Origin of the sequence: Xinfangfangia pollutisoli, from assembly GCF_020179405.1 — a bacterium.
GTDB classification, from domain to species: Bacteria; Pseudomonadota; Alphaproteobacteria; order Rhodobacterales; family Rhodobacteraceae; genus Pseudogemmobacter; species Pseudogemmobacter pollutisoli.
The window spans coordinates 16,619-36,585 of record NZ_JAICBZ010000019.1; the positions used below are offsets into that span (position 1 = coordinate 16,619).

Genomic DNA, 19,967 nt, shown 5'->3' on the forward strand with positions numbered 1-19,967 from the left:
AGGGAGGATGCTATGAAGGATCTCACAGCGGCCTGCGACGCCGTTCTGCGCGGCGTCACGGCGGGCGCATCGCGGGTGCCGGGCGTGGTGGCGATGGTCACCGACCGCAAGGGCGACATCTATTCGGGGGCTGCGGGCGAAAGGCGGCTGGGCGGCGCGGCGATGACGGAAGACACGGTCTTTGCGATCTTCTCGACCACCAAGGCCATCGCCGGCACCGCGGCGCTGCAATGCGTGGAAGAGGGGCTTCTGGATCTGGACGCCCCGGCCAGCACCTATGCGCCGGCCATCGGCAAATTGCAGGTGATCGAGGGCTTCGATGCCGCCGGCGCGCCGAAGCTGCGGGCGCCGAAACGCGCCATCACCACCCGGATGCTGATGCTGCACACCGCGGGCTTCGGCTATGATTTCTTCTCGGAAACCTACAAGCGGCTGGCCGAAGACCACGGCCAGCCCTCGGTCGTCGCGGCCAGCCGCGCCGCGATCGAGACGCCGCTGCTGTTCGATCCCGGCGAGCGCTGGGAATATGGCAGCAATATCGACTGGGTCGGCCAGGTGGTCGAAGGCATCCGCGGCAAGCGCCTGGGCGAGGTGATGCGGCAGCGCATCTTCGACCCGCTGGGCATGGACGAGATCGCCTTCACCCGCACGGCGGCGATGAAGGCGCGCTCGGCGGTGATCCATGCCCGCATGCCCGATGGCAGCCTGTCGGCGATGGACGATTTCGCCCTGCCCGACAACCCGGAAGTCGATATGGGCGGGCATGGGCTTTACGCCACCATCCCGGAATACATGAAGTTCATCCGCATGTGGCTGAATGACGGCGCCGGGCCGCGCGGCCGGGTGCTGAGGGCCGAAACCGTCGACTGGGCGGTCAAGGGCGCGCTGGTGCCGCCGCAGAAGGTCACCATGCTGCCGGGCGTCATTCCGTCGCTGTCGAACGATGCCGAGTTCTTCCCCGGTCTGGCCAAGGACTGGTCCTATACGTTCATGGTCAATTCCGAAACCGCGCCCACCGGCCGGCCGGCGGGGGCCATCGGCTGGGCGGGTCTGGCCAACAGCTTCTACTGGATCGACCGGCAGAACGGCTTCGGCGGCTATTGGGCGACCCAGATCCTGCCCTTCGGCGATCCGGTCTCGTTCGGCGGCTATCTGGATTTCGAAACCGCCACCTACCGGGCGATGACCGCCGCCCGCGCGGCCTAAGCCTCGGCGCCCGTCACGCGACCGCCGGGCGGGGGCCCTCTTCCCCCCGCCCACCCCCCTTGCCCTGCAGGATGGAGGAGCGATGAGCGGATTGATCCCCTATGAACAGCTGCCCGACTGGGTGCCGGGCCGCGTGCTGCTGGCCAGCGACGATCTGGGCTGGAAGAATGTCGCGCTGCGCGCCTATCACTATCGGGGCCAGGACGTGATCGTGCCGGCGATGCGGGATTTCATGCTGGTCAGCTATCGCGCCGGCTCGACCGCGATGCAGCGCCGCTTTGAGGGCCGCTGGACCCGCGACACGCTGGGGCCCGGCGCCACCTCGCTGCTGACGCGGGCGCAACAGGCCGCCTGGTGCTGGGACCGCGAGATCGAGGTGACCCATGTCTATCTCTCGGCCGCTTTGGTGGCCGAAGTCGCCAGCGAGGTGATGGATTGCCGGGTGACCGAGGTGACGCTGGCCGATGTGCTGCGCACCGAGGATCCGGTGATGGCGGGCGCGGTGCAGGCGATCGCCACCGAGGCGCAGACCCGCGGCCTGGGCGGCGCGCTGTACGTCGATGCGCTGTCGCGCGCGCTGGTCGTGCATCTGCTGCGCCGCTATGCCGCGATCCGCCTGCCCGAAGCGGCGCCGCGCGGCGGCCTGACCCCGCGCCAGGAGCGGCTGATCGCCGAATACATCGCCACCCATCTGGCCGAGGCGCTGGACCTGAAGGCACTGGGCGCGGTGCTGGGCCTGATGCCCTGCCTGTTCTCGCGCCTGTTTCGCAAAAGCTTCGGCCTGCCGCCGCATGCCTATGTCATGGCGGCCCGGCTGGACCGGGCGCGGCGACTGCTGGCCGAAGGCCGCCTGCCGATCAAGGCGGTGGCGGCCGAATGCGGCTTTGCCGATCAGGCCCATCTGACGCGCCAGTTCGCCGCCCATTGCGGCCAGACCCCGGCCGCCTTCCGCCGCCAGGCGCTTTAACCCTTCCCTGCCCTGCCTGCGGCCTTCCTCTCTGCACAAATATCCTGCGGGGAGGTCCGGAGGGGTGCAAAACCCCTCCGGTCGCCGGGCAGAAGCGCCGGGCAAAGGCGCAGGCTCAGCTCATCGCGAAGGCCGGATAGCCCGCCGCCGCCTCTTCCGCGCATTTCGCGCGGTAGGTGCCCACGCCCCCGGTATAGGACAGCACCCGCCGCGGCTTTCCAGCCACGTTCGAGCCGGTATACCAGGAATCGGTCTTCGAGATCAGGGTCGCATTCGCCGTCTCGTCATGATGGCGGACCCAGGCCTCTTCGCCCTCGGCCGTGGGTTCGATCACCGCCTTGTTGGCCCGGCGCAGCGCCGCGATGCAATCGGTGATCCATTCGGTCTGCTGCTGCAGACAGGTGGTCATGTTGCACAGGGCCGCCGAGGGCGCCAGCGGCGCGCCGGTCATGAACAGATTGGGGAAGCCGTGTTTCTGCATCCCCATCGTGGTACGGATGTCGCGCGCCCATTCGTCGCGCAGCTTCATCCCGTCGCGCCCGGTGATGTCGATCCGCGACAAGGCGCCCGAGCCCGCATCGAAGCCCACCGCCATGATGATCACGTCCAGCGGATAGACGGTGCCATCGGCCAGCTTCACCCCTTCGGGGACGATCTCGGCGATCGGATTGTCGCGCACGTTCACCGCCTCGACATTGTCCTTCAGATAGACCTCGAGATAGTTCATCTCCAGCGGCACCCGATGGGTGCCGAAACCGTAATCGCCGGCCTTGGGCACCAGGATGTCGATCAGCTTGGGGTCCTTCAGCCGGGCCACCATCTTCTCGCGCACGAAGGCCGAGATCTCGGCGCTGACCTCTTCGTCGAAGAACATCTCGGCGAAAGAGGCCAGCCACAGCTTCAGCGACCCGTCGGCGTGAACCTCTTCCAGCACGGCGCGGCGCTGGTCGGGGGTCAGATCGGCCCATTTGTGCTGAAAGTCATATTCGAAGCCGGTAAAGCTGCGCGGCAGGTTCTGTTTCAGCTCGGCAAAGCGCGATTTGTACCATTGCTCTTCGGCCGGCCCGTATTTCGGGTTCTTCATCGGCAGCACATATTGCGGGGTGCGGATGAAGACCTTCATCTCGCCCACCACAGGCGCGATGGTCTGGATCACCTGAATGCCGGTCGCCCCGATGCCGATCACGCCGACGCGCTTGCCCTCCAGATCAAGCCCGCCCTTCGGGTAGCGCCCGGTATGGACGATCTGGCCGCGGAAACTGGCCTGGCCGGGGAAACGGTTTTCCAGGGGCGCCGACAGCATGCCGGTGCAGCCGACGAGGAACTGGGTATCGAAACTCTCGCCCTTGTCGGTCGTCACCAGCCAGCGGCCGGTCTCTTCGTTGAACTGCGCCGAGGTGACGGTGGTGGAAAAGCGGATGTCCTTCTTCAGGTCCAGCCGGTCTGCCACATAATTCAGCCAGCGCTCGATTTCCGGCTGGCTGGGGAAGCGTTCCGACCAGGTCCAGTCCTTGTACAGCTCTTCGTCGAAGAGATACTGGTAGATATAGCTTTCGCTGTCGAACTTGGCGCCGGGATAGCGGTTCCAGTACCAGGTTCCGCCCACGCCCGTGGCGGTATCCACCGCCAGAACCTCAAGCCCGTCTTCGCGCAGCTGATGCAGCTGGTACAGGCCCGCGACGCCCGCGCCGATGACCAGCGCGTCCAGTTTCCGTGTCATGCCTTCCTCCCTGATTGTCCCCGCCTGCCTGCCCCCCTCCTCAAGGGCGCCGGCACGCGGGCTGATGACAGGGGGAAAGCCTAGGAAGCCGCGGCGCGCGTGGTCTTGAACGCAGCGGCGGAAGTTTTGAACGATGCGGCGGCCAGGCCCGGACCAAGGGGGCCGGCGGGGGTTTGCCGCCGCCGCGCGAAGACGATAGCTTTGCGGGCATGAGCCAAGGCGCCCCCCGATTCATCCATCTTCGCTGCCATACCGAGCATTCGCTGCTGGAAGGCGCGATCCCGGTCAAGAAGCTGGTCAAGCTGGCCGCAGCGGCCGGCATGCCGGCGCTGGCGGTGACCGATACGAACAACCTGTTCTGCGCGCTGGAATTTTCCAGCCATGCCAAGGATGCGGGGCTGCAACCGATCGTCGGCTGCCAGATCAGCCTGGCGCATGATCCGGCCGCCCCCGGCGAAAAGCCGCGCCTGCCCGCACCCCTGGTGCTGCTGGCGCAGTCCGAAGCCGGCTATGGCAATCTGATGAAGCTGAATTCCGCGCTGTATCTGCGCGGCGACGGACAGTTGCCCCATGTCACGCTGGACGATCTGGCCGCCCATGCCGAAGGGCTGATCTGCCTGACCGGCGGCCCCGATGGCCCGCTGGGCCGGTTCCTGCAGATGGGCCAGGCGCCCAAGGCGCGCGCGCTGATCGACCGGCTGGCCGCGATCTTTGGCGACCGGCTGTATGTCGAATTGCAGCGCCACCCCGGCGAAGGCGGCCGCCTGCCCGCAACCGAAGCGGCCAGCGAACGCGGCACGATCGAACTGGCCTATGAGCTGGGCCTGCCCATCGTCGCCACCAATGATTGCTATTTCCCCAAAGCCGAGATGTACGAGGCGCATGATGCGCTGCTGTGCATCGCCGAGGGCGCCTATGTCGACCAGATGGAGCCGCGCCGCCGGCTGACGCCGCAGCATTATTTCAAATCCGAAGCCGAGATGTGCGCGCTGTTTGCCGATCTGCCCGAGGCTTTGGAGAACAGTGTCGAAATCGCCCGCCGCTGCGCCTTCATGGCCAGGAAGCGCAAGCCGATCCTGCCGCGTTTCGCCGAGGACGAGGTGGAAGAACTGCGCCGCCAGGCCTGGGAAGGGCTTGAGGCGCGGCTTGCGGTGATTCCGATGGCCGCCACGCGCGAGGAATACGAAGACCGGCTGCGGTTCGAGTTGGGCATCATCGAGAAGATGGGCTTCCCGGGCTATTTCCTGATCGTGGCCGACTTCATCAAATGGGGCAAGGCGCAGGGCATTCCGGTGGGGCCGGGCCGCGGCTCGGGCGCGGGGTCGCTGGTGGCCTATGTGCTGACGATCACCGACCTTGATCCGCTGCGCTATGCGCTGCTGTTCGAACGGTTCCTGAACCCCGAGCGGGTGTCGATGCCCGACTTCGACATCGACTTCTGCATGGATCGCCGGGAAGAGGTGATCCGCTATGTGCAGGACCGCTATGGCCGCGACAAGGTGGCCCAGATCATCACATTCGGCGCGCTTCTGTCGAAAATGGCGGTGCGCGATGTGGGGCGGGTGTTGCAGCTGTCCTATGGCCAGGTCGACCGGCTGTCGAAGATGATCCCGGTCGAGGGGGTGAAGCCCGTCTCGATCACCAAGGCGCTGGCCGACGAGCCGCGCTTGCGCGAGGCCGCGAAGGAAGAGGTCGTGGGCCGGCTTCTGTCCTATGCCGAACAGGTCGAGGGCCTGTATCGCTCGGCCGGCACCCACGCCGCCGGGGTGGTGATCGGCGACCGGCCGCTGGACGAATTGGTGCCTTTGTACAAGGACCCGCGCTCCGACATGCCGGCCACCCAGTTCAACATGAAATGGGTCGAGGCCGCCGGTCTGGTGAAGTTCGACTTCCTGGGGCTGAAGACCCTGACGGTGATCCAGAACGCCATCGCCCTGATCCGCAAGGGCGGGCGGCCGCTGCATCAGGCGCAGGACGGCCGCATCCTGTACGAACCGAAGCCCGGGGCCGAGAATGACATCGGCCATATCCCGCTGGACGATAAGGCGACCTATGACCTTTACTCCGCGGCCAAGACCGTGGCGGTGTTCCAGGTTGAAAGCTCGGGCATGATGGATGCGCTGCGGCGCATGAAGCCCACCTGCATCGAGGATATCGTGGCGCTGGTGGCGCTGTATCGCCCGGGCCCGATGGAGAATATCCCCACCTATTGCGAGGTGAAGAACGGGCTCAAGGACATCGAGCCGCTGCATCCGACCATCGACCATATCCTGAAGGAAACCCAAGGGATCATCGTCTATCAGGAACAGGTGATGCAGATCGCCCAGGTCATGGCCGGCTATTCGCTGGGCGGCGCCGACCTGTTGCGCCGGGCGATGGGCAAGAAGATCGCCGAGGAAATGGCCAAGGAACGGCCGAAATTCATCGAGGGCTGCGCGAAGACCCATGGCATCGACGCGAAGAAATCGGGCGAGGTCTTCGACCTGCTGGAGAAATTCGCCAATTACGGCTTCAACAAGTCGCATGCCGCCGCCTATGCGGTGGTCAGCTACCAGACCGCCTGGCTGAAGGCCAATCACCCGGTGGAATTCATGGCCGGCGTGATGAATTGCGATATCCATCTGACCGACAAGCTGGCGATCTACAAACGCGAGCTGGACAAGCTGGGGATCGAAACCGTCCCGCCTTGCGTCAACCGCAGCCTTGCCACTTTCGATGTGGCCGAGGGTCGGGTGGTCTATGCCCTGGGCGCGCTGAAGAATGTGGGCGTCGATGCGATGGGGCTGATCGTCGAAGCGCGCGGCCAGCGGCCCTTCGCGACCCTTTTCGACCTGGCCCGCCGCGCCGATCTGAAGCGGATCGGCAAGCGCCCCTTGGAAATGCTGGCCCGCGCCGGCGCCTTCGACCAGCTGGATGGCAACCGCGCCCGGGTTTTCGAGGCGCTGGACGCGCTGGTCGCCTATTCGGCGGCGGTGCATGAGGCGAAGGCCTCGTCCCAGGTCTCGCTTTTCGGCGACAGCGGCACCGACATTCCCGAACCGCGCCTGCCCTTCCGCGATGACTGGCTGCCGGTGGAACGGCTGGGCAATGAACATCTGGCGGTGGGCTTCTACCTGTCGGGCCACCCCCTGGACGATTACATGCCGGCGCTGCGGCGCAAGGATGTGAAGACGCTGTCGCAGCTGACGGCCGAGGTTGTGGCGCGCAACAGCCCGATGGTGGCCAAGCTTGCCGGCGCGGTCAGCGCCAAACAGGAACGCAAATCCGCCAAGGGCAACCGCTTCGCCTTTGTCGCCATGTCCGATCCGACCGGGCTGTACGAGGTCACCGTCTTCTCGGATGTGCTGGAAGTGGCGCGCGACCTCTTGGAGCCCGGGCGCAATGTCGTGGTCACCGTGCGCGCCGATCCCGATGGCGAAGGCGTCAAGCTGCTGGCCAATTCCGTGGCGCCGATCGACATGGTGGCCGAACAGGCCGGCTCGGCCGATCTGCGCATCCACCTGAACCGGGCCGAAGCGGTCACCTCGGTCGCCTCGCTGCTGGCCAAGGTTGAAGGCCGGGCCCGGGCGCAGATCGTGCTGTGCGTGGCCGATGATGCCGGGCGCGAGATCGACCTGACGCTGCCGGGCACCTGGCCGGTCACGCCGCAGATCAAGGGCGCGATCAAGGCGATGCAGGGCGTGGTGATGCTGGAGGAAATCTAGCCGCCCGCCGGCCGGATTTCGGATTGCGCCGCGGGCCCCGCGCCCGCATAAAGCCCCCATGCCAGCGATCCGGCCCGCCCGGACGATGCCAGCGCCCACCGCAACAAGGGGACTGGCCCATGCAGTTGATCCACGCACAGATACACAATGTCACCCCGGCAGAGATCCTGCCGACCTTCACCGAATTCGCCGAGATGCTTGATCTTGAGGTGGAAACCAGCGCCGAAGGGCTGGCGCTTCAGGTCTCGGGCGGGCGCATCGGCCTGACCCCGGCGGGCAATGGTCTGGCCTTGCGGCTGGAGGCCGAAAGCGACCGGCGGCTGTATCTGTTGCAGCAGATGGTGCTGAACCGGCTGGACCGGATGAACCCGGTGCCGCGGCTGGATTGGGAACGCGTCGATGCCGGCGCCCTGCCCCCCAACCTGTCGATCGCCACGGTCGAGGCGATGCAGCGCATCAGCCCGAACTTCACCCGGGTGCGGCTGCGTTTTCCCGATGTGGCGCGCTATGCCGAGGACGGGTTGCATTTCCGCCTGGTCCTGTCGGCCTTGCCGCCCGATCAGGCGCAGGGCGGCTCGGTGAGCACCTGGCCGGTGATCGACGCGCGCGGCCGCACCCGCTGGCCCGAGGGCGCGGCGGCGCTGCATCGCCCGGTCTATACCCTGCGCCAGATCGACGTGGCGGCGGGCTGGATGGAATTCGACGTCTTCCTGCATGCGGGCGGCCGGGTCTCGGCCTGGACCGAGCGGGCCCGCCCCGGCGACCGGGTCGGTCTGATGGGGCCGACCACGTTGAAGCGCGACCTGCCCGATTGGGTGGCCTTCCTGGGCGACGAAACCGCCCTGCCCGCGATTGCGCTTTACCTGCGCAACCTGCCTGCGGGCACGCGCGGTCAGGCGATCCTGTCCTGCGCCGATCCGGCCGACCGCCAGGCGCTTGAAGTGCCGCCGGGCATCGCCTTGACCTGGGTCGATGGCAGCCCGGGTACGCTTCTGGCCGCCTTGAAGGCCCTGCCCCTGCCGCCGGCCGACCGCTTTGTGTATTTCGCCGCCGAACGCGCCGATGCCGAAGAGGCGCGGCGCTGGCTGCGCGAAGACCGCGGCCTGACCAAGTCGGAAACCAATGTCACCGCCTTCTGGTCGCGCGACGAGGACGGATCGGAAGACTGAAAACACACGCTCTGAGCCGGCGAAACCGCCGGTTCAGAATTCCGTCGGCGGGGCGATCAATAATAGTTGACTTGTTCAGTCGGGAATGATGTATCCGGGACTGAGCTTTCCGGCCTTCCCAGGCCAAAGCCCCGCCGCCAGCGGTATCGCCAGCGCATCCCCCAAAATTCGGAGACCGATCATGCGCTTGCCCGCCAAGCGGCGTGCGCTGCTGCTTGCAACAGCCGCCTGCCCCTTCCTGTTCCTCACCTCGCCCGGCCTTGCCCAGGACGTAACCGACGACAAGACCGAGACGCGCTTTTCGCTTCTTGGCACCATCACCCTTTACGCCGACCGGCTGGGCAAGGCCCTGACCGATGTGCAGGGCCATATCTCGGTCGTCGAGGGCGACGAGATCACCGAGCGCAATGTCCAGTCGCTGGAAGACCTGCTGCGCTACATTCCGGGCGTCACGCCGCTGCGCCAGGCCCTGGGCGCCGATCCGTTCGGCGGCCAGACCGGGGTGCAGATCCGCGGCGTCTCGGGCAACCGGGTGCAGATGGTGATCGACGGCGGCCGGATCCCGGAACGCATCGTCGACGGATCGCGCGACTATCTGGACTTCAACTTCACCAAACAGGTCGATGTGGTGCGCGGCCCGGCCTCGGTCCTGTGGGGGGCCGATGCGCTGGGCGGGGTTCTGGCGCTGCAAACCATTGATCCCGAAGACCTTCTGCAGGGCCGCACCCAGGGCGGCCAGGTGACGCTGGGCTATGGCGAGGTTACCGACTCCACCAACCTTGCCGCGGCCTATGCCTGGCGGCTGGGCAGCGATGTGGCGCTGATGGTCGCGCGGTCGCGCACCATCGACCATGAGCTGACCCTGTCCAATGCCGATCCCGAGGGCGGCCCCTGGACCTGCCCGCGCCCCACGGCCTATGGCTCGGTCGGCTGCAACGCCTTCAACCCGCTGGACCGCACCACCGACCGCACGCTGGTGAAGCTGGTCTGGGATATCGACGACAGCCAGGTGCTGAAATTCAGCTTCGACCATACCGACCGGCTGAGCGAGGTGGATACCACCACCAACCGCTCGGCCACGGTGGTCGCCAATCCGCGGACGCGCGACATCGAACGCAGCCGCTATGCGCTGGATTACGAAGCCACGCTTTCGGGCCCGATCGAGAAGGTGAAGGCCACGCTGGGCTTCAGCCCCTCGGGCTATGACCAGCATGCGATCAGCATCGTGCAGAACGGCAGCGACCGCACCGAAACCCATGATTACACCAGCTTCTCGGAAGATTTCCTGGAACTGGACATCCAGGCCACCGCGCGTTTCGCCACCGGCGGGGCCGAGCATCTGCTGACCTTCGGCTTCGATGGCGACCGGACCGAAACCACCTATGACCGCGCCCGCCGCGTGGTCGATGTGGATGCCGGCACCGAAACCTGGGGCGTGCCGACCAGCTGGAACTTCGCCGATGGCACCACCCAGCGCGCCGACCTGTTCATCCAGGATCAGATCACGCTTCTGGACGGCAAGCTGGAACTGACCCCCGGCCTGCGCTTTGCCACCTACCGGATGGACCCGCGCTTCAACGATTCGGTCGTCGCACTGCCCGGCTATGCGCTGGACGAGAAGACCGAGGACCGGCTGCTGGCCTCGTTCGGGGCGACCTGGAACTTCGATGACCGGCATTCGGTCTGGATGCATTACGGCGAAGGCTTCAAGATGCCGACCTTCCAGCAGCTTTACACCTCGTCGGGGTCGGAAAGCTTCGGGCTGGTGCCGGCGCCCTGGCTGGTGCCGGAAGAGGTGAAAAGCGTCGAGATCGGGCTGCGCGGTGAATATGCCGGCGGGTTCTGGGCGGTGAACGCCTTCCATGCCGATTACGACAACTTCATCGAAAGCTTCTGGAACATCCCCGGAACCTCGGATTACAGCTATCGCAACCTGTCTTCGGTCAAGACCTGGGGGATCGAGGTCGAAACCGCCTGGCAAGTCACCGAAGCGGTGCGTCTGACCGGCTCGCTGGCCTGGATGGATGGCGAACAGCGGGCCGAGGCGGGCGATCCGGCGACGCAGACGCTGGTGCCGCCGCTGACCGCGGTGCTGGGGGTCAGCTATGACGTGCCCGGCCGCGATCTGGTGCTGAGCGCCACGGCCACGCTGGCCGATGGCACCTCCCCCACCAGCGACACGAATTTCGCCCCGCCCGGCTATGGCATCCTGGATCTGGGCGCCCGCTGGACCCTGGCCGAAACCGCGTCGCTGAACCTGGCGGTGAACAATGTCTTCGACAAGAAGTACTACAACTATGCCGCGGCAGGCTATGCGCTGACGCCCAGTTCCAGCGTCGCCGGCACCTCGCCGCTGGAATTGCAGACCGGCATCGGCCGCAGCGTCGCGCTGACGCTGGACTATCGGTTCTAGCATGGCGACCGCGATGCGGGCGGGCCTTCTGGGCCGGATCTGGCGGCTTGCCCGCATTGCCGCCTCGGGCCGGGCCGGACGGCAGGGCCTGGCGCTTTACGCGGTGATCCTGGCGCTGCAATTCGTCGGCGTCTGGTTCACCCTGCAGCTGATCGCCTGGAACAAGGCCTTCTACGATGCGCTGGAGACCCTGGACGCGGCCGAGGCCGCCCGGCAGATCCTGCGCTTCTTCTTCATCATCGCGATCTCGGCCGCGGCCAATCTGGCCAGCACCTGGCTGCGCGGGGTGCTGCTGATCCAGTGGCGCCAGCAACTGACCGAACATGCGCTGTCGCTATGGCTGCAGGGCCGGGCCTATTGGCATCTGCGCGCCGGCTTTTCGCCCGATCCGGTCGACAATCCCGACCAGCGCCTGGCCGAGGATTGCCGCAGCTTCACCCAGGCGCTGATCCGCGAGACGCTGGACCTGATCAGCTCGGCCGTGGCGCTGGTGTCCTATGTGGCGCTGCTGTGGTCGCTGGCCAGTTTCACCCTGGCCTTCACCCTATTCGGGGTCGAGATCAGCCTGCCGCGCTACATGTTCTGGGCGGCCTTCCTTTATGTCGCGCTGGCCAGCGCGCTGACCCATCTTCTGGGCCGACGGCTGAAATCGCGGCTGTTCGTACAGGAACGGCGCGAGGCCGATTTCCGCCATGCGCTGGTGCAGCTGCGCGAAAACGCCGAGACCATCGCGCGCGGCAGCGCCGAAGCGGCCGAAAGCCGGCGGATGGCGGCGCTGTTCCAGGCCCTGCGGCAGAACTGGCGCAGCCTGATCAACCAGCAATTCATCCTGGGCCTGTTCACCCAGCCCTATCACCAGACCGTGCTGCGCATCCCCAGCTTCCTGGCCGCACCCGCCTATTTCGCCGGGGCGGTGACGCTGGGCGGGATGATGCAGTTGGCCAGCGCCTTCAGCCAGGTCACGACGACGCTCAGCTGGTTCATCTTCGGCTATCGCAACCTGGCCGAATTCGCCGCGGTGACCGACCGGCTGCATGGGCTGCTGGAGGCCGCCGCCGATCCGCGCCCGATGCCCGGCCTGCCGCGGCAGATCCAGCGCCTGCCCGCGGACGATGGGCGGTTGCGGGTCAGCGGGCTGCACCTGGTCTCGCCCGGCGGCACGGTGCTGCAGCCCTGGCCCGATTTCACCCTGGAGCCGGGCGACCGGATCTGGATCTCGGGCCCCTCGGGCCAGGGCAAATCCACGCTTCTGGCCGCAATCTCTGGGCTTTGGCCCTATGGCCAGGGCCGGATCGACCGGCCCGGCGGGCGCTGGCTGTTCCTGCCGCAGGGCAATCTGCTGCGCCCCGAGGGCCTGGCCGCCAGCCTGACCTGCCCCGACCCGGCCGAAACCGTGCCGCGCGCCGCGCTTGAGGCGATGCTGCGCCGGGTTGGCTTGGGCGATCAGCTGGCGCGGCTGGACGCGCCTGCCGCGCAATCAATCGCCGGCCTGTCGCAGGGCGAGATGCAGCGCGTCGCCATCGCGCGGGCGCTGTTGGCCCGGCCCGATGTGCTGCTTCTGGACGAGACGACCTCGGCCCTAGACCCAAAGGCCGAGGCGGCGCTGCTGGCGCTTCTGCGCGAGACGCTGCCCCAGGCGATCATCCTGTGCGTCGCCCATCGCCCGCCCCAGACGCTGGAGCCCACGCAATGCCTGCCTGCGGCCTATGCGGGATGGAAAGGAAAGATCACCGGCACCAGCACCAGCGCCACGGCCAGCACGATGCCGACCAGCGGCAGGCCGATGCGGGTGAAATCCCAGAACCTGTAGCCGCCGGGCCCGACCACCAGCGTATTGACCGGCGAGGAGACCGGGGTCAGGAAGGCGGCCGAGGCCGCCAGCGCCACGGTCATCGCGAAAGGATAGGGCGACAGGCCCAGTTCCGCCGCCAGAGCCAGCGCAATGGGCCCCATCAGCACCGCCGTCGCCGTGTTCGAGATGAACAGGCCCAACAGCGTGGTGGCCAGAAACAGCACCGCCAGCGCCAGCCGCGGCGCCGCCTCGCCGATCAGGCCGCGCAGCGCCTCGGCCGCCAGATCGACGCCGCCGGTCTTTTGCAGCGCCAGCGAGAAGGGCAGCATGCCGATGATCAGCACCAGGCTTTGCCAATGGATAGACCGATAGGCGGCCGGCATGTCGACGCAGCCGAACAGCCCCATCAGCAGGCAGCCGATCAGCGCCGCCAGCACATTGGGCACGATCCCGGTGATCATCAGCGCCACCACCAGAAGAAGGATCGCAATCGCCGGCAGGGCGCGCGCGGGGGCTTCCAGCAGGTCGTCCACCTCGCCCGGCAGGGCCAGCACGACCAGATCGCGCTGATGCTGCAGGCGGCGGATCCGCGCCCAGGGCCCGACCGCCAGCAGCACATCGCCGCCGCGCAGCACCGTCTGGGCATCGACATCGCCCAAGGGCGCGCTGTCGCGGCGCAGCCCCACCACCGCCAGCCCATGCACGCTGCGGAATTGCGACTGCGCCAGGCTGCGCCCCACCAGCGCCGAGCCGGGCGGCACGATCAGCTCGGCCATGCCGATGTCCTGTGCCTGATCGGTGAAATAGCGCCCCGAGATCGGCCGGCGCTGCAAGCCGTGGCGGCGGCAGAAATCGCCGATGTCCAGCCCGGGGCCGAACATGTCCAGAAGCAGCGTGTCGCCGGGCTGCAGCACCGTCTCGGCGCGCGGCTGGATCAGCCGCCTTCCATAGGGGGCCGCCCGCTCGATCCCCAGGATGTTGATCCCCGCCGTCGCGCGCAGATCCAGCTGGTCCAGCCGCTGGCCGGCAAAGCCCGAGCCGGGCGCCAGATGCAGCCGAAACTCGCGCCCCGCCAGGCCATAGCTGGCGATCCAATCCGCCAGCCGCGGCCGGGCCGACCGGGCCGCCGGGGCCCTGGCCGCCAGCCAGCGACGGGCGATCAGCATATAGCCGATGCCCAGGATCAGGATCGCCAGCCCGAACGGGGTGAAATCGAAGAAGCCAAAGCCCTGAAACCCCTCACGCCGCATCAGCCCGTCCAGCACCAGATTGGGGGCGGTGGCGACCAGGGTCATCATCCCGCTGATCAGCGCCGCCGCCGACAAGGGCATCATCAGCCGCCCAGGCGCCGCGCCGATCTGTGCCGCGATGCGCAGCACGATCGGCAGAAAGATCGCCACGACGCCCGTCGAACTCATGAACGCGCCGATCCCGGCCACCGCGGCCATCAGAAAGACGATCAGCCGCGTCTCGGAGGCGCCGGCATGGCGCACCAGAAGATCGCCAGTGCCCTGCGCCACGCCGGTGCGCACCAGGGCCTCGCCCAGGACGAACAGAGCCGCGATCAGGATGACATTCGGATCGCTGAACCCGGCCAGCGTTTCCTCAAGCGTCAGCACACCGCTTAGCGGCAGGACCACCAGCGCCAGGATCGCCACCACATCCATGCGCGGCCGGTTCAGCGCGAACATCGCCACCGCCGCGCCCAAAGCCGCAAGGACGATGCAAAGATCTGTCGACATTGTCCTGCCTTTCCAACGGTTTCGCGACAGGCCGCAGGGCCGCCTGGCCGATCCGGTCAAAGCATGGATCGCCCGTCGCCGTCAAACCTGGCCGCCCCGCGCGCCCGGCGTCAAGCAAGGCGCCCGCGCCCGAAGGCCCGCAGGACCGGGCTTCGGCCGGGCAAGAAGCGATCAAACGCGCAGGCCCCGCGGGGCGCGCGGGATGCGTCTGGATTTCGGCAAGTGGGGGAAGTGGCGGACCCGGAGCGATTCGAACGCCCGACCCTCAGATTCGTAGTCTGATGCTCTATCCAGCTGAGCTACGGGTCCGTCGTGGGGGGCGATGTAGCGGTGCCTTCGGCGCTTTGCAAGGGCCAATCGGCAGGTTTATGCATCAACCCCATTGCCGGCCATCACCGCGTCGCGCGGCAGGTGCAGGACGAATTCGGTTCCGTCGGCATCGCTGCGCGACAGTTCCAGCCGCCCGCCATGGCCGCGCACCAGTTCGGCGGCGATGGCAAGGCCAAGCCCGGTGCCGCCCTTGCGCGCCCCGCCCTGGAAGGCCGCGAACAGATGCTCGCGCGCTTTCGCCGGCAGGCCCGGCCCGGAATCGCCGACCTTGATCCACCAGTCGGTCTCGTCCTCGCCGGCCGACACTTCGATCGTGCCCGGTTCCCCGGTGGCTTCCAGCGCCTGGCGGGCATTGCGGATCAGGTTCGACAGCACCCGGAACAATTGTTCGCGGTCGGCGCGGATCACCAGATTCGCCGGCACCTCGATCAGGCAGGTCACCGTGCCCACATCGGCCAGCCCCTCGGCCTCGGCCACTTCGCCGACCATCGGCGCCAGCGCGAAGCGCGACAGGCGGGGCGGCGGTTCCTCGGCCTTGCCGAAGGCCAGCGTCGCCTCGCACAGGTTCACTGCCCTTGTGATCGAGGCCACCAGCTTGGGCGCAGACCGTTTCACCGCCGGATCGGCGCTGCCTTCCAGACGGTCGGCGAACAGCTGGGCCGAGGTCAGGATGTTGCGCAGGTCATGGCTGATCTTCGCGACCGCGCCGCCCAGCTGCGCCAGCCGTTCCTTCTGCTTCAGGGCGCCGGTCAGCTGGGTCTGCATCGAGGCCAGCGCCTCTTCGGCCTGGCGCAGTTCCTCGACCGGAGAATCGGGGGCGATGACGCGGCGGGCATCTTCGGGCGCCTCGGCATAAAGCTGCATGTGCCGCACCACGCGGCGGATCGGCACCACCATCAGCCGCTGCACCGCCACGAACAACAGCACCGCCGTCACCGCCGAAATCAGCGCCGACAGCATCAGGATGCGGCCGGCATAGGCCAGCATCGCCTTGCGCAGCGGCCGTGTTTCCAGCGTGACTTCGATCAGCTGGCCGCCTTCCTGCACCGGATTGCCGATCACCCGCACGATATGGTTCTCGGGCTCGGCCATCACGACGATCGCATCCTTGATCAGCGTCCAGGGCCCGGCGGTGCGCAGGTCGTAATCCCCCGCGATCTGCCCCGGCACCGGCGAGGACAGAACCAGCTGGCGCACATCGTCGCGGCGCAGCACGATGTTGTAGACTTCGGCATTGCGCAGAAGCTCGGCCTCCAGCTCGGGGCTGATCATCTCGTCCGAGGCAAGCTGCACCAGCGCCGCGATCTGCGCCTGTTTCAGCTTCTCAAGCAGGAAATCGGCGCGGAACCGTGCGACCGAGGGCACGAAGATCAGCACTTCGGCCAGCATCAGGAAGGCCAGCGTCAGCAGCAGGAACCGGCCCGACAGGGTGCGGAAGAACGAGCCCCGGGCTTTCGCCCCGGCCGCATGCCGCGCGCTCTGATCGCTCTCCGCCACGTTGCGCCCTGTACCGCCCCCGGGCCCTGCGATGGTCTGCGGTCAGGGCAGCCAGCGCTGCACACCGCGAACCAACCGCCGGATCCAGGGATTACCAAACAGTTTCGCTGCAAAATAGGCGCCTGCGGCGCGTTTGGAAACCTCGGACAGGGTCGGATAGGGCAGGATCATGCCCGCCGGGGCGGAAAGACGCAGCCGGGCCGCCATCGCCAGCGCCCAGGGCGCGATCAGCTCGCCCGCAGAGGGGCCCAGAATGCTGACCCCGATCGGCCTGCCGCGCAGCACGATCAGCTTCAGCAGGCCCGTCTGCCCGGCCGCGCGCGCCCGGTCGTTCTGCGCCAGATCGCTGCGGATCACCTGGATCGCGCTGCCATGCAGGGTGCGCGCCTCGACCTCGGTCAGGCCGACCTGCGCCAGTTCGGGTTCGGTATAGGTCACCCGCGGAATATGGTGGCCGCGCGCCCGCGCCGGCAGGCCCAGCACCGCCTGGCGCACCACCAGCCCGGCGTGATAGCCGGCCAGATGGGTGAACTGGCCCTGCCCCGCCGCATCGCCCACGGCATAGACCCGCCGGTTGCTGACCGAGCGCAGATGCGCATCGACCAGCACCCCGCGCGTATCGAAGGCCACGCCCGCGGTTTCCAGCCCCAGATCCCCCAGCTCGGCCCGCCGGCCGGCGGCGATCAGCAGATGGCTGCCATTGACCCGCCGCCCATCGGCCAGAACCGCCCGCAGCGCGCCCTCGGCGCCTTCGACGCGGGCAACGGCCTGGCCCTCCAGCACCGTCACCCCCTCGTCGCGCAGGGCGCGCAGAAGCGGCGCGACCAGTTCCACATCCTCGCGGCCCAGCGCCCGGCCCGCCTCGATCACCGTCACCGCACAGCCCAACCGGCGATGGGCCTGCGCCATCTCAAGCCCGATCGGCCCGCCGCCCAGAACCAGCAGATGCGCGGGCGCGCTGCGCAGGGCGAAGATCGTCTCGTTGGTCAGATAGGGCACGCCCTCCAGCCCCTCGATCGGCGGCAGCGCCGGGCGCGAGCCGGTGGCGATCACGAAGCGGCGGGCCTGCACCTTCTGCGGGCCGGCCTGCACCATGTCGGGGCCGATGAAGCGCGCCCAGGCGCGGATCACCGTGCAGCCCATCGCCTCGAACCTGTCCTGCCCGTCATGCGGGGCGATGGCGGCGATGGTGGCTGCGACATGGTCCTTGACCGCGGCGAAATCCACCTGCGGCGCCTGCGGCGCCACGCCGGCAAAGCCGCGGCGCTGCGCCTCGGCCGCGGCGGCGGCGGCCAGAAGCGCCTTCGCGGGCACGCAGCCGGAATTCAGGCAGTCGCCCCCCATCTCGGCCGCCTCGATCAGCACGACGCGGGCGCCCAGCTGCGCCGCGCCGGCCGCCACCGAAAGCCCGCCCGATCCCGCGCCGATGATGCAGATGTCGCAGCGAATCGCGGTCATTCGTCACCTACCGGGCGAAAGCGTTTGAACAGGATCGGCAGGGCCGCCAGCGCCGCCAGGCCCAGAAGCGGCCCCAGAATCGAGGGGGTGAAGATCAGGCCCAGATCGGGCGCTTCGCCCCGGGCAAAAAGATCGGAAAGCCCGGCCCCGACCGAGGTATAGACCAGGGCCCCGGGCAGAATGCCCAGATAGGTGGTCAGCGCGAAGCGCGACAGCCGGGTGCCGGTGAAGGCCGGCAGAAGATTGGCCAGGAAGAAGGGCACGACCGGCACCAGCCTCATCACAAACAACCAGGACCACTCATTGGCCCGCAGCCCGCGCAGCGCCTGCGCGACCGGGCCGCGCCTGTGCGCCAGGCGGCGGGCAAGATCGCCGCCCAGGCCTGCCCGCAGCGCCAGGAACAGCAGAACCGCTCCGCTGCCGGCCGCCAGGACATTGTAGACCGTGCCCGGACCCAGCCCGAACAGGAAACCACCCGTCAGGGTAAAGATCAGCGCCCCCGGAAGGGAAAGCGCGACGAAGGTCGCATAGGCCGCGATGAAGGCCAGCGGCGCGGCGACGGGATGGGCGTCGCGAAAGGCCACAAGCGCGCCGCGGTGCCGGGAAAGCGTTGCGAAATCCAGCCCGCCCTGCAGCAGCAGCGCGGCGGCCAATGCGGCCACCAGAAGGATCAGCAGAGGCAGGCGTCTGATCGGCAGGCGGGGCATCGGATCTTTCGGAACGGGCGGATACTGGGGCACGGGTGATCCGGGACAAGCCTGGTCCCGGGCCTGGGCGGCGGGACCGATCGTATCGTCCAGAATGCTGCAAAGACGCCACAGAGCAAGCCCGGCTCACGCGAGGGTGATGCTACAGGGAAAATCCGCATGGGTCTTGCGGGTTTTGCGCGAGCCGATCCTTGGCCGCTGTGCAGAAATGTTGCACAACTGCCGCGGCTGATGCGTTGACAGCGCGGCTGCAAGCCCCTAGAGAGCGGGCCTCAAGTTCCGAAGCCCTCGAATCCTTTCTCGGGTTCGGGCCCCGTCCGATGGAGAGCCGCGATGAAGCGCACTTACCAACCGTCCAACCTGGTCCGCAAGCGGCGCCATGGCTTCCGTGCGCGCATGGCCACCAAGGGCGGCCGTCTCGTGCTGGCCGCGCGCCGCGCCAAGGGCCGCAAGGTTCTGTCGGCCTGATCTTCCTGTTCCCCCAAGCGGGGGAGGAGCGATGCATGACGCCGCCGGTGGCACAGGGTGACAGGCATTCTGCCGAAGCGCCCAATGCGCCCCCGGCGGTTTCCGTTTGTCCGCCCGGCGCTGGGCTGCCGCCCGTGCCGGCGGTGCCCGATGGCCTGTCGACCCTGCAGAACCGGCCCGAGTTTCTGAAAGCCGCCTCGGCGCGGCGCCAGGGCGCGGGCTCGTTCCTGTTGCAGGCGCGCGACCGGCGCGACGGGCAGGCGGGGATGCGCGTGGGCTTCACCGCCTCGAAGAAGGTCGGCAATGCGGTGGCGCGCAACCGCGCCAAGCGCCGCCTACGGGCCATCGCGCGCGAGGTGCTGCCGACGCTGGGCCGCCCGGGCTGGGATTACGTGCTGGTCGCCCGGCCCGAGGCCACGATCGCCCGCCCCTTCGCCGATCTGCTGGCCGATCTGCAATTTGCCATCGCTTCGGTGCATGCCGCGCCGAAAGGGGGCCGCAAGTGACGCCGCTGGCCTTCGCCGTCTCGCTGCCCGTGCGCGCCTATCGGCTGCTGCTCAGCCCCTGGGTCGGCCATGGCTGCCGCTATCAGCCGACCTGCTCGGCCTATGCGATGGACGCGCTCGAGCGGCACGGCGCCGTGAAGGGCGGCTGGCTGGCCGCGCATCGGATCTGCCGCTGCCATCCCTGGGGCGGGCATGGCTATGACCCGGTGCCGGGCGCCGATCCCGCGCATGACCGGGGGCTGCGCAAGGATGGCGGGCCATGCACCGACAAGCCCGCCGGTTGACTCC

The 19,967-nt window shown here is 67.9% G+C and carries 14 protein-coding genes and 1 tRNA gene; 9 read left to right on the top strand and 6 right to left on the bottom strand.

Annotated features, from left to right (window positions below; genetic code table 11):
- Positions 1–12: 12 nt before the first annotated feature.
- Both K1Y73_RS08245 and K1Y73_RS08250 read left to right on the top strand, forming a co-directional pair.
- On the top strand, positions 13–1,206 hold the full coding sequence (locus K1Y73_RS08245; protein WP_225027799.1) for a serine hydrolase domain-containing protein: 1,194 nt from the start codon (positions 13–15) through the stop codon (positions 1,204–1,206).
- A gap of 82 nt (positions 1,207–1,288) precedes the next feature.
- A complete protein-coding gene (locus K1Y73_RS08250; protein ID WP_225027800.1) occupies positions 1,289–2,173 on the top strand; it encodes a helix-turn-helix domain-containing protein in 885 nt (294 codons plus the stop codon).
- A gap of 115 nt (positions 2,174–2,288) precedes the next feature.
- Here the strand turns inward: K1Y73_RS08250 and K1Y73_RS08255 are convergent, their stop codons facing one another.
- Positions 2,289–3,893, bottom strand: a complete 1,605-nt coding sequence (locus K1Y73_RS08255) for a flavin-containing monooxygenase (protein ID WP_225027801.1) — start codon at positions 3,891–3,893, stop codon at positions 2,289–2,291.
- A 209-nt stretch (positions 3,894–4,102) separates the two neighbouring features.
- On the opposite strand from K1Y73_RS08255, the gene dnaE reads away from it, so the two are divergent.
- The 4 genes from dnaE to K1Y73_RS08275 all read left to right on the top strand — a co-directional run bounded on the left by dnaE (position 4,103) and on the right by K1Y73_RS08275 (position 12,989).
- A complete protein-coding gene (dnaE, locus tag K1Y73_RS08260) occupies positions 4,103–7,597 on the top strand; it encodes a DNA polymerase III subunit alpha (RefSeq protein ID WP_225027802.1) in 3,495 nt (1,164 codons plus the stop codon).
- 119 nt (positions 7,598–7,716) lie between these two features.
- A complete protein-coding gene (locus K1Y73_RS08265) occupies positions 7,717–8,766 on the top strand; it encodes a siderophore-interacting protein (RefSeq protein WP_225027803.1) in 1,050 nt (349 codons plus the stop codon).
- Between the two features lie 181 nt (positions 8,767–8,947).
- Positions 8,948–11,179 carry a TonB-dependent receptor domain-containing protein gene (locus K1Y73_RS08270; protein ID WP_225027804.1) on the top strand — a complete coding sequence of 744 codons (2,232 nt, stop codon included), beginning with the start codon at positions 8,948–8,950 and terminating at the stop codon, positions 11,177–11,179.
- A gap of 1 nt (position 11,180) precedes the next feature.
- Complete coding sequence (locus K1Y73_RS08275) at positions 11,181–12,989, top strand: ABC transporter ATP-binding protein/permease (protein WP_225027806.1); 1,809 nt, start codon at positions 11,181–11,183, stop codon at positions 12,987–12,989.
- On the opposite strand, the gene K1Y73_RS08280 is transcribed toward K1Y73_RS08275, so the two are convergent.
- The 5 genes from K1Y73_RS08280 to K1Y73_RS08300 form a co-directional block, all read right to left on the bottom strand.
- Positions 12,884–14,713 (bottom strand): SLC13 family permease, encoded by a 1,830-nt coding sequence (locus tag K1Y73_RS08280; RefSeq protein WP_225027808.1) that lies wholly within the window; start codon positions 14,711–14,713, stop codon positions 12,884–12,886. The genes K1Y73_RS08275 and K1Y73_RS08280 overlap by 106 nt on opposite strands.
- Positions 14,714–14,945: 232 nt before the next feature.
- Positions 14,946–15,022, bottom strand: a tRNA-Arg gene (locus K1Y73_RS08285).
- Positions 15,023–15,079: 57 nt separating this feature from the next.
- Entirely contained in the window at positions 15,080–16,432 is a 1,353-nt protein-coding gene (locus tag K1Y73_RS08290; protein ID WP_225027837.1) for a sensor histidine kinase, read from the bottom strand.
- 150 nt (positions 16,433–16,582) lie between these two features.
- Positions 16,583–17,998, bottom strand: a complete 1,416-nt coding sequence (locus tag K1Y73_RS08295) for a dihydrolipoyl dehydrogenase family protein (RefSeq protein ID WP_225027810.1) — start codon at positions 17,996–17,998, stop codon at positions 16,583–16,585.
- Positions 17,995–18,705, bottom strand: coding sequence for a TVP38/TMEM64 family protein (locus K1Y73_RS08300; protein WP_225027812.1), 711 nt, complete (start codon positions 18,703–18,705; stop codon positions 17,995–17,997). Before K1Y73_RS08300 ends, K1Y73_RS08295 begins: the two co-directional genes overlap by 4 nt.
- Before the next feature lie 333 nt (positions 18,706–19,038).
- Here K1Y73_RS08300 and rpmH point away from each other — a divergent pair, with 333 nt between their 5' ends.
- The 3 genes from rpmH to yidD are packed head-to-tail and all read left to right on the top strand — an operon-like array spanning position 19,039 to position 19,963.
- Positions 19,039–19,173, top strand: a complete 135-nt coding sequence (gene rpmH / locus K1Y73_RS08305; protein WP_225027814.1) for a 50S ribosomal protein L34 — start codon at positions 19,039–19,041, stop codon at positions 19,171–19,173.
- 35 nt (positions 19,174–19,208) lie between these two features.
- Positions 19,209–19,679: a ribonuclease P protein component gene (gene rnpA / locus K1Y73_RS08310; RefSeq protein WP_225027816.1), complete on the top strand. Its 471-nt coding sequence runs from the start codon at positions 19,209–19,211 to the stop codon at positions 19,677–19,679.
- The gene (gene yidD / locus K1Y73_RS08315) at positions 19,676–19,963 is read left to right on the top strand and encodes a membrane protein insertion efficiency factor YidD (RefSeq protein ID WP_225027818.1); all 288 of its coding nucleotides are present in this window, start codon (positions 19,676–19,678) and stop codon (positions 19,961–19,963) included. Before rnpA ends, yidD begins: the two co-directional genes overlap by 4 nt.
- Positions 19,964–19,967: the final 4 nt, after the last annotated feature.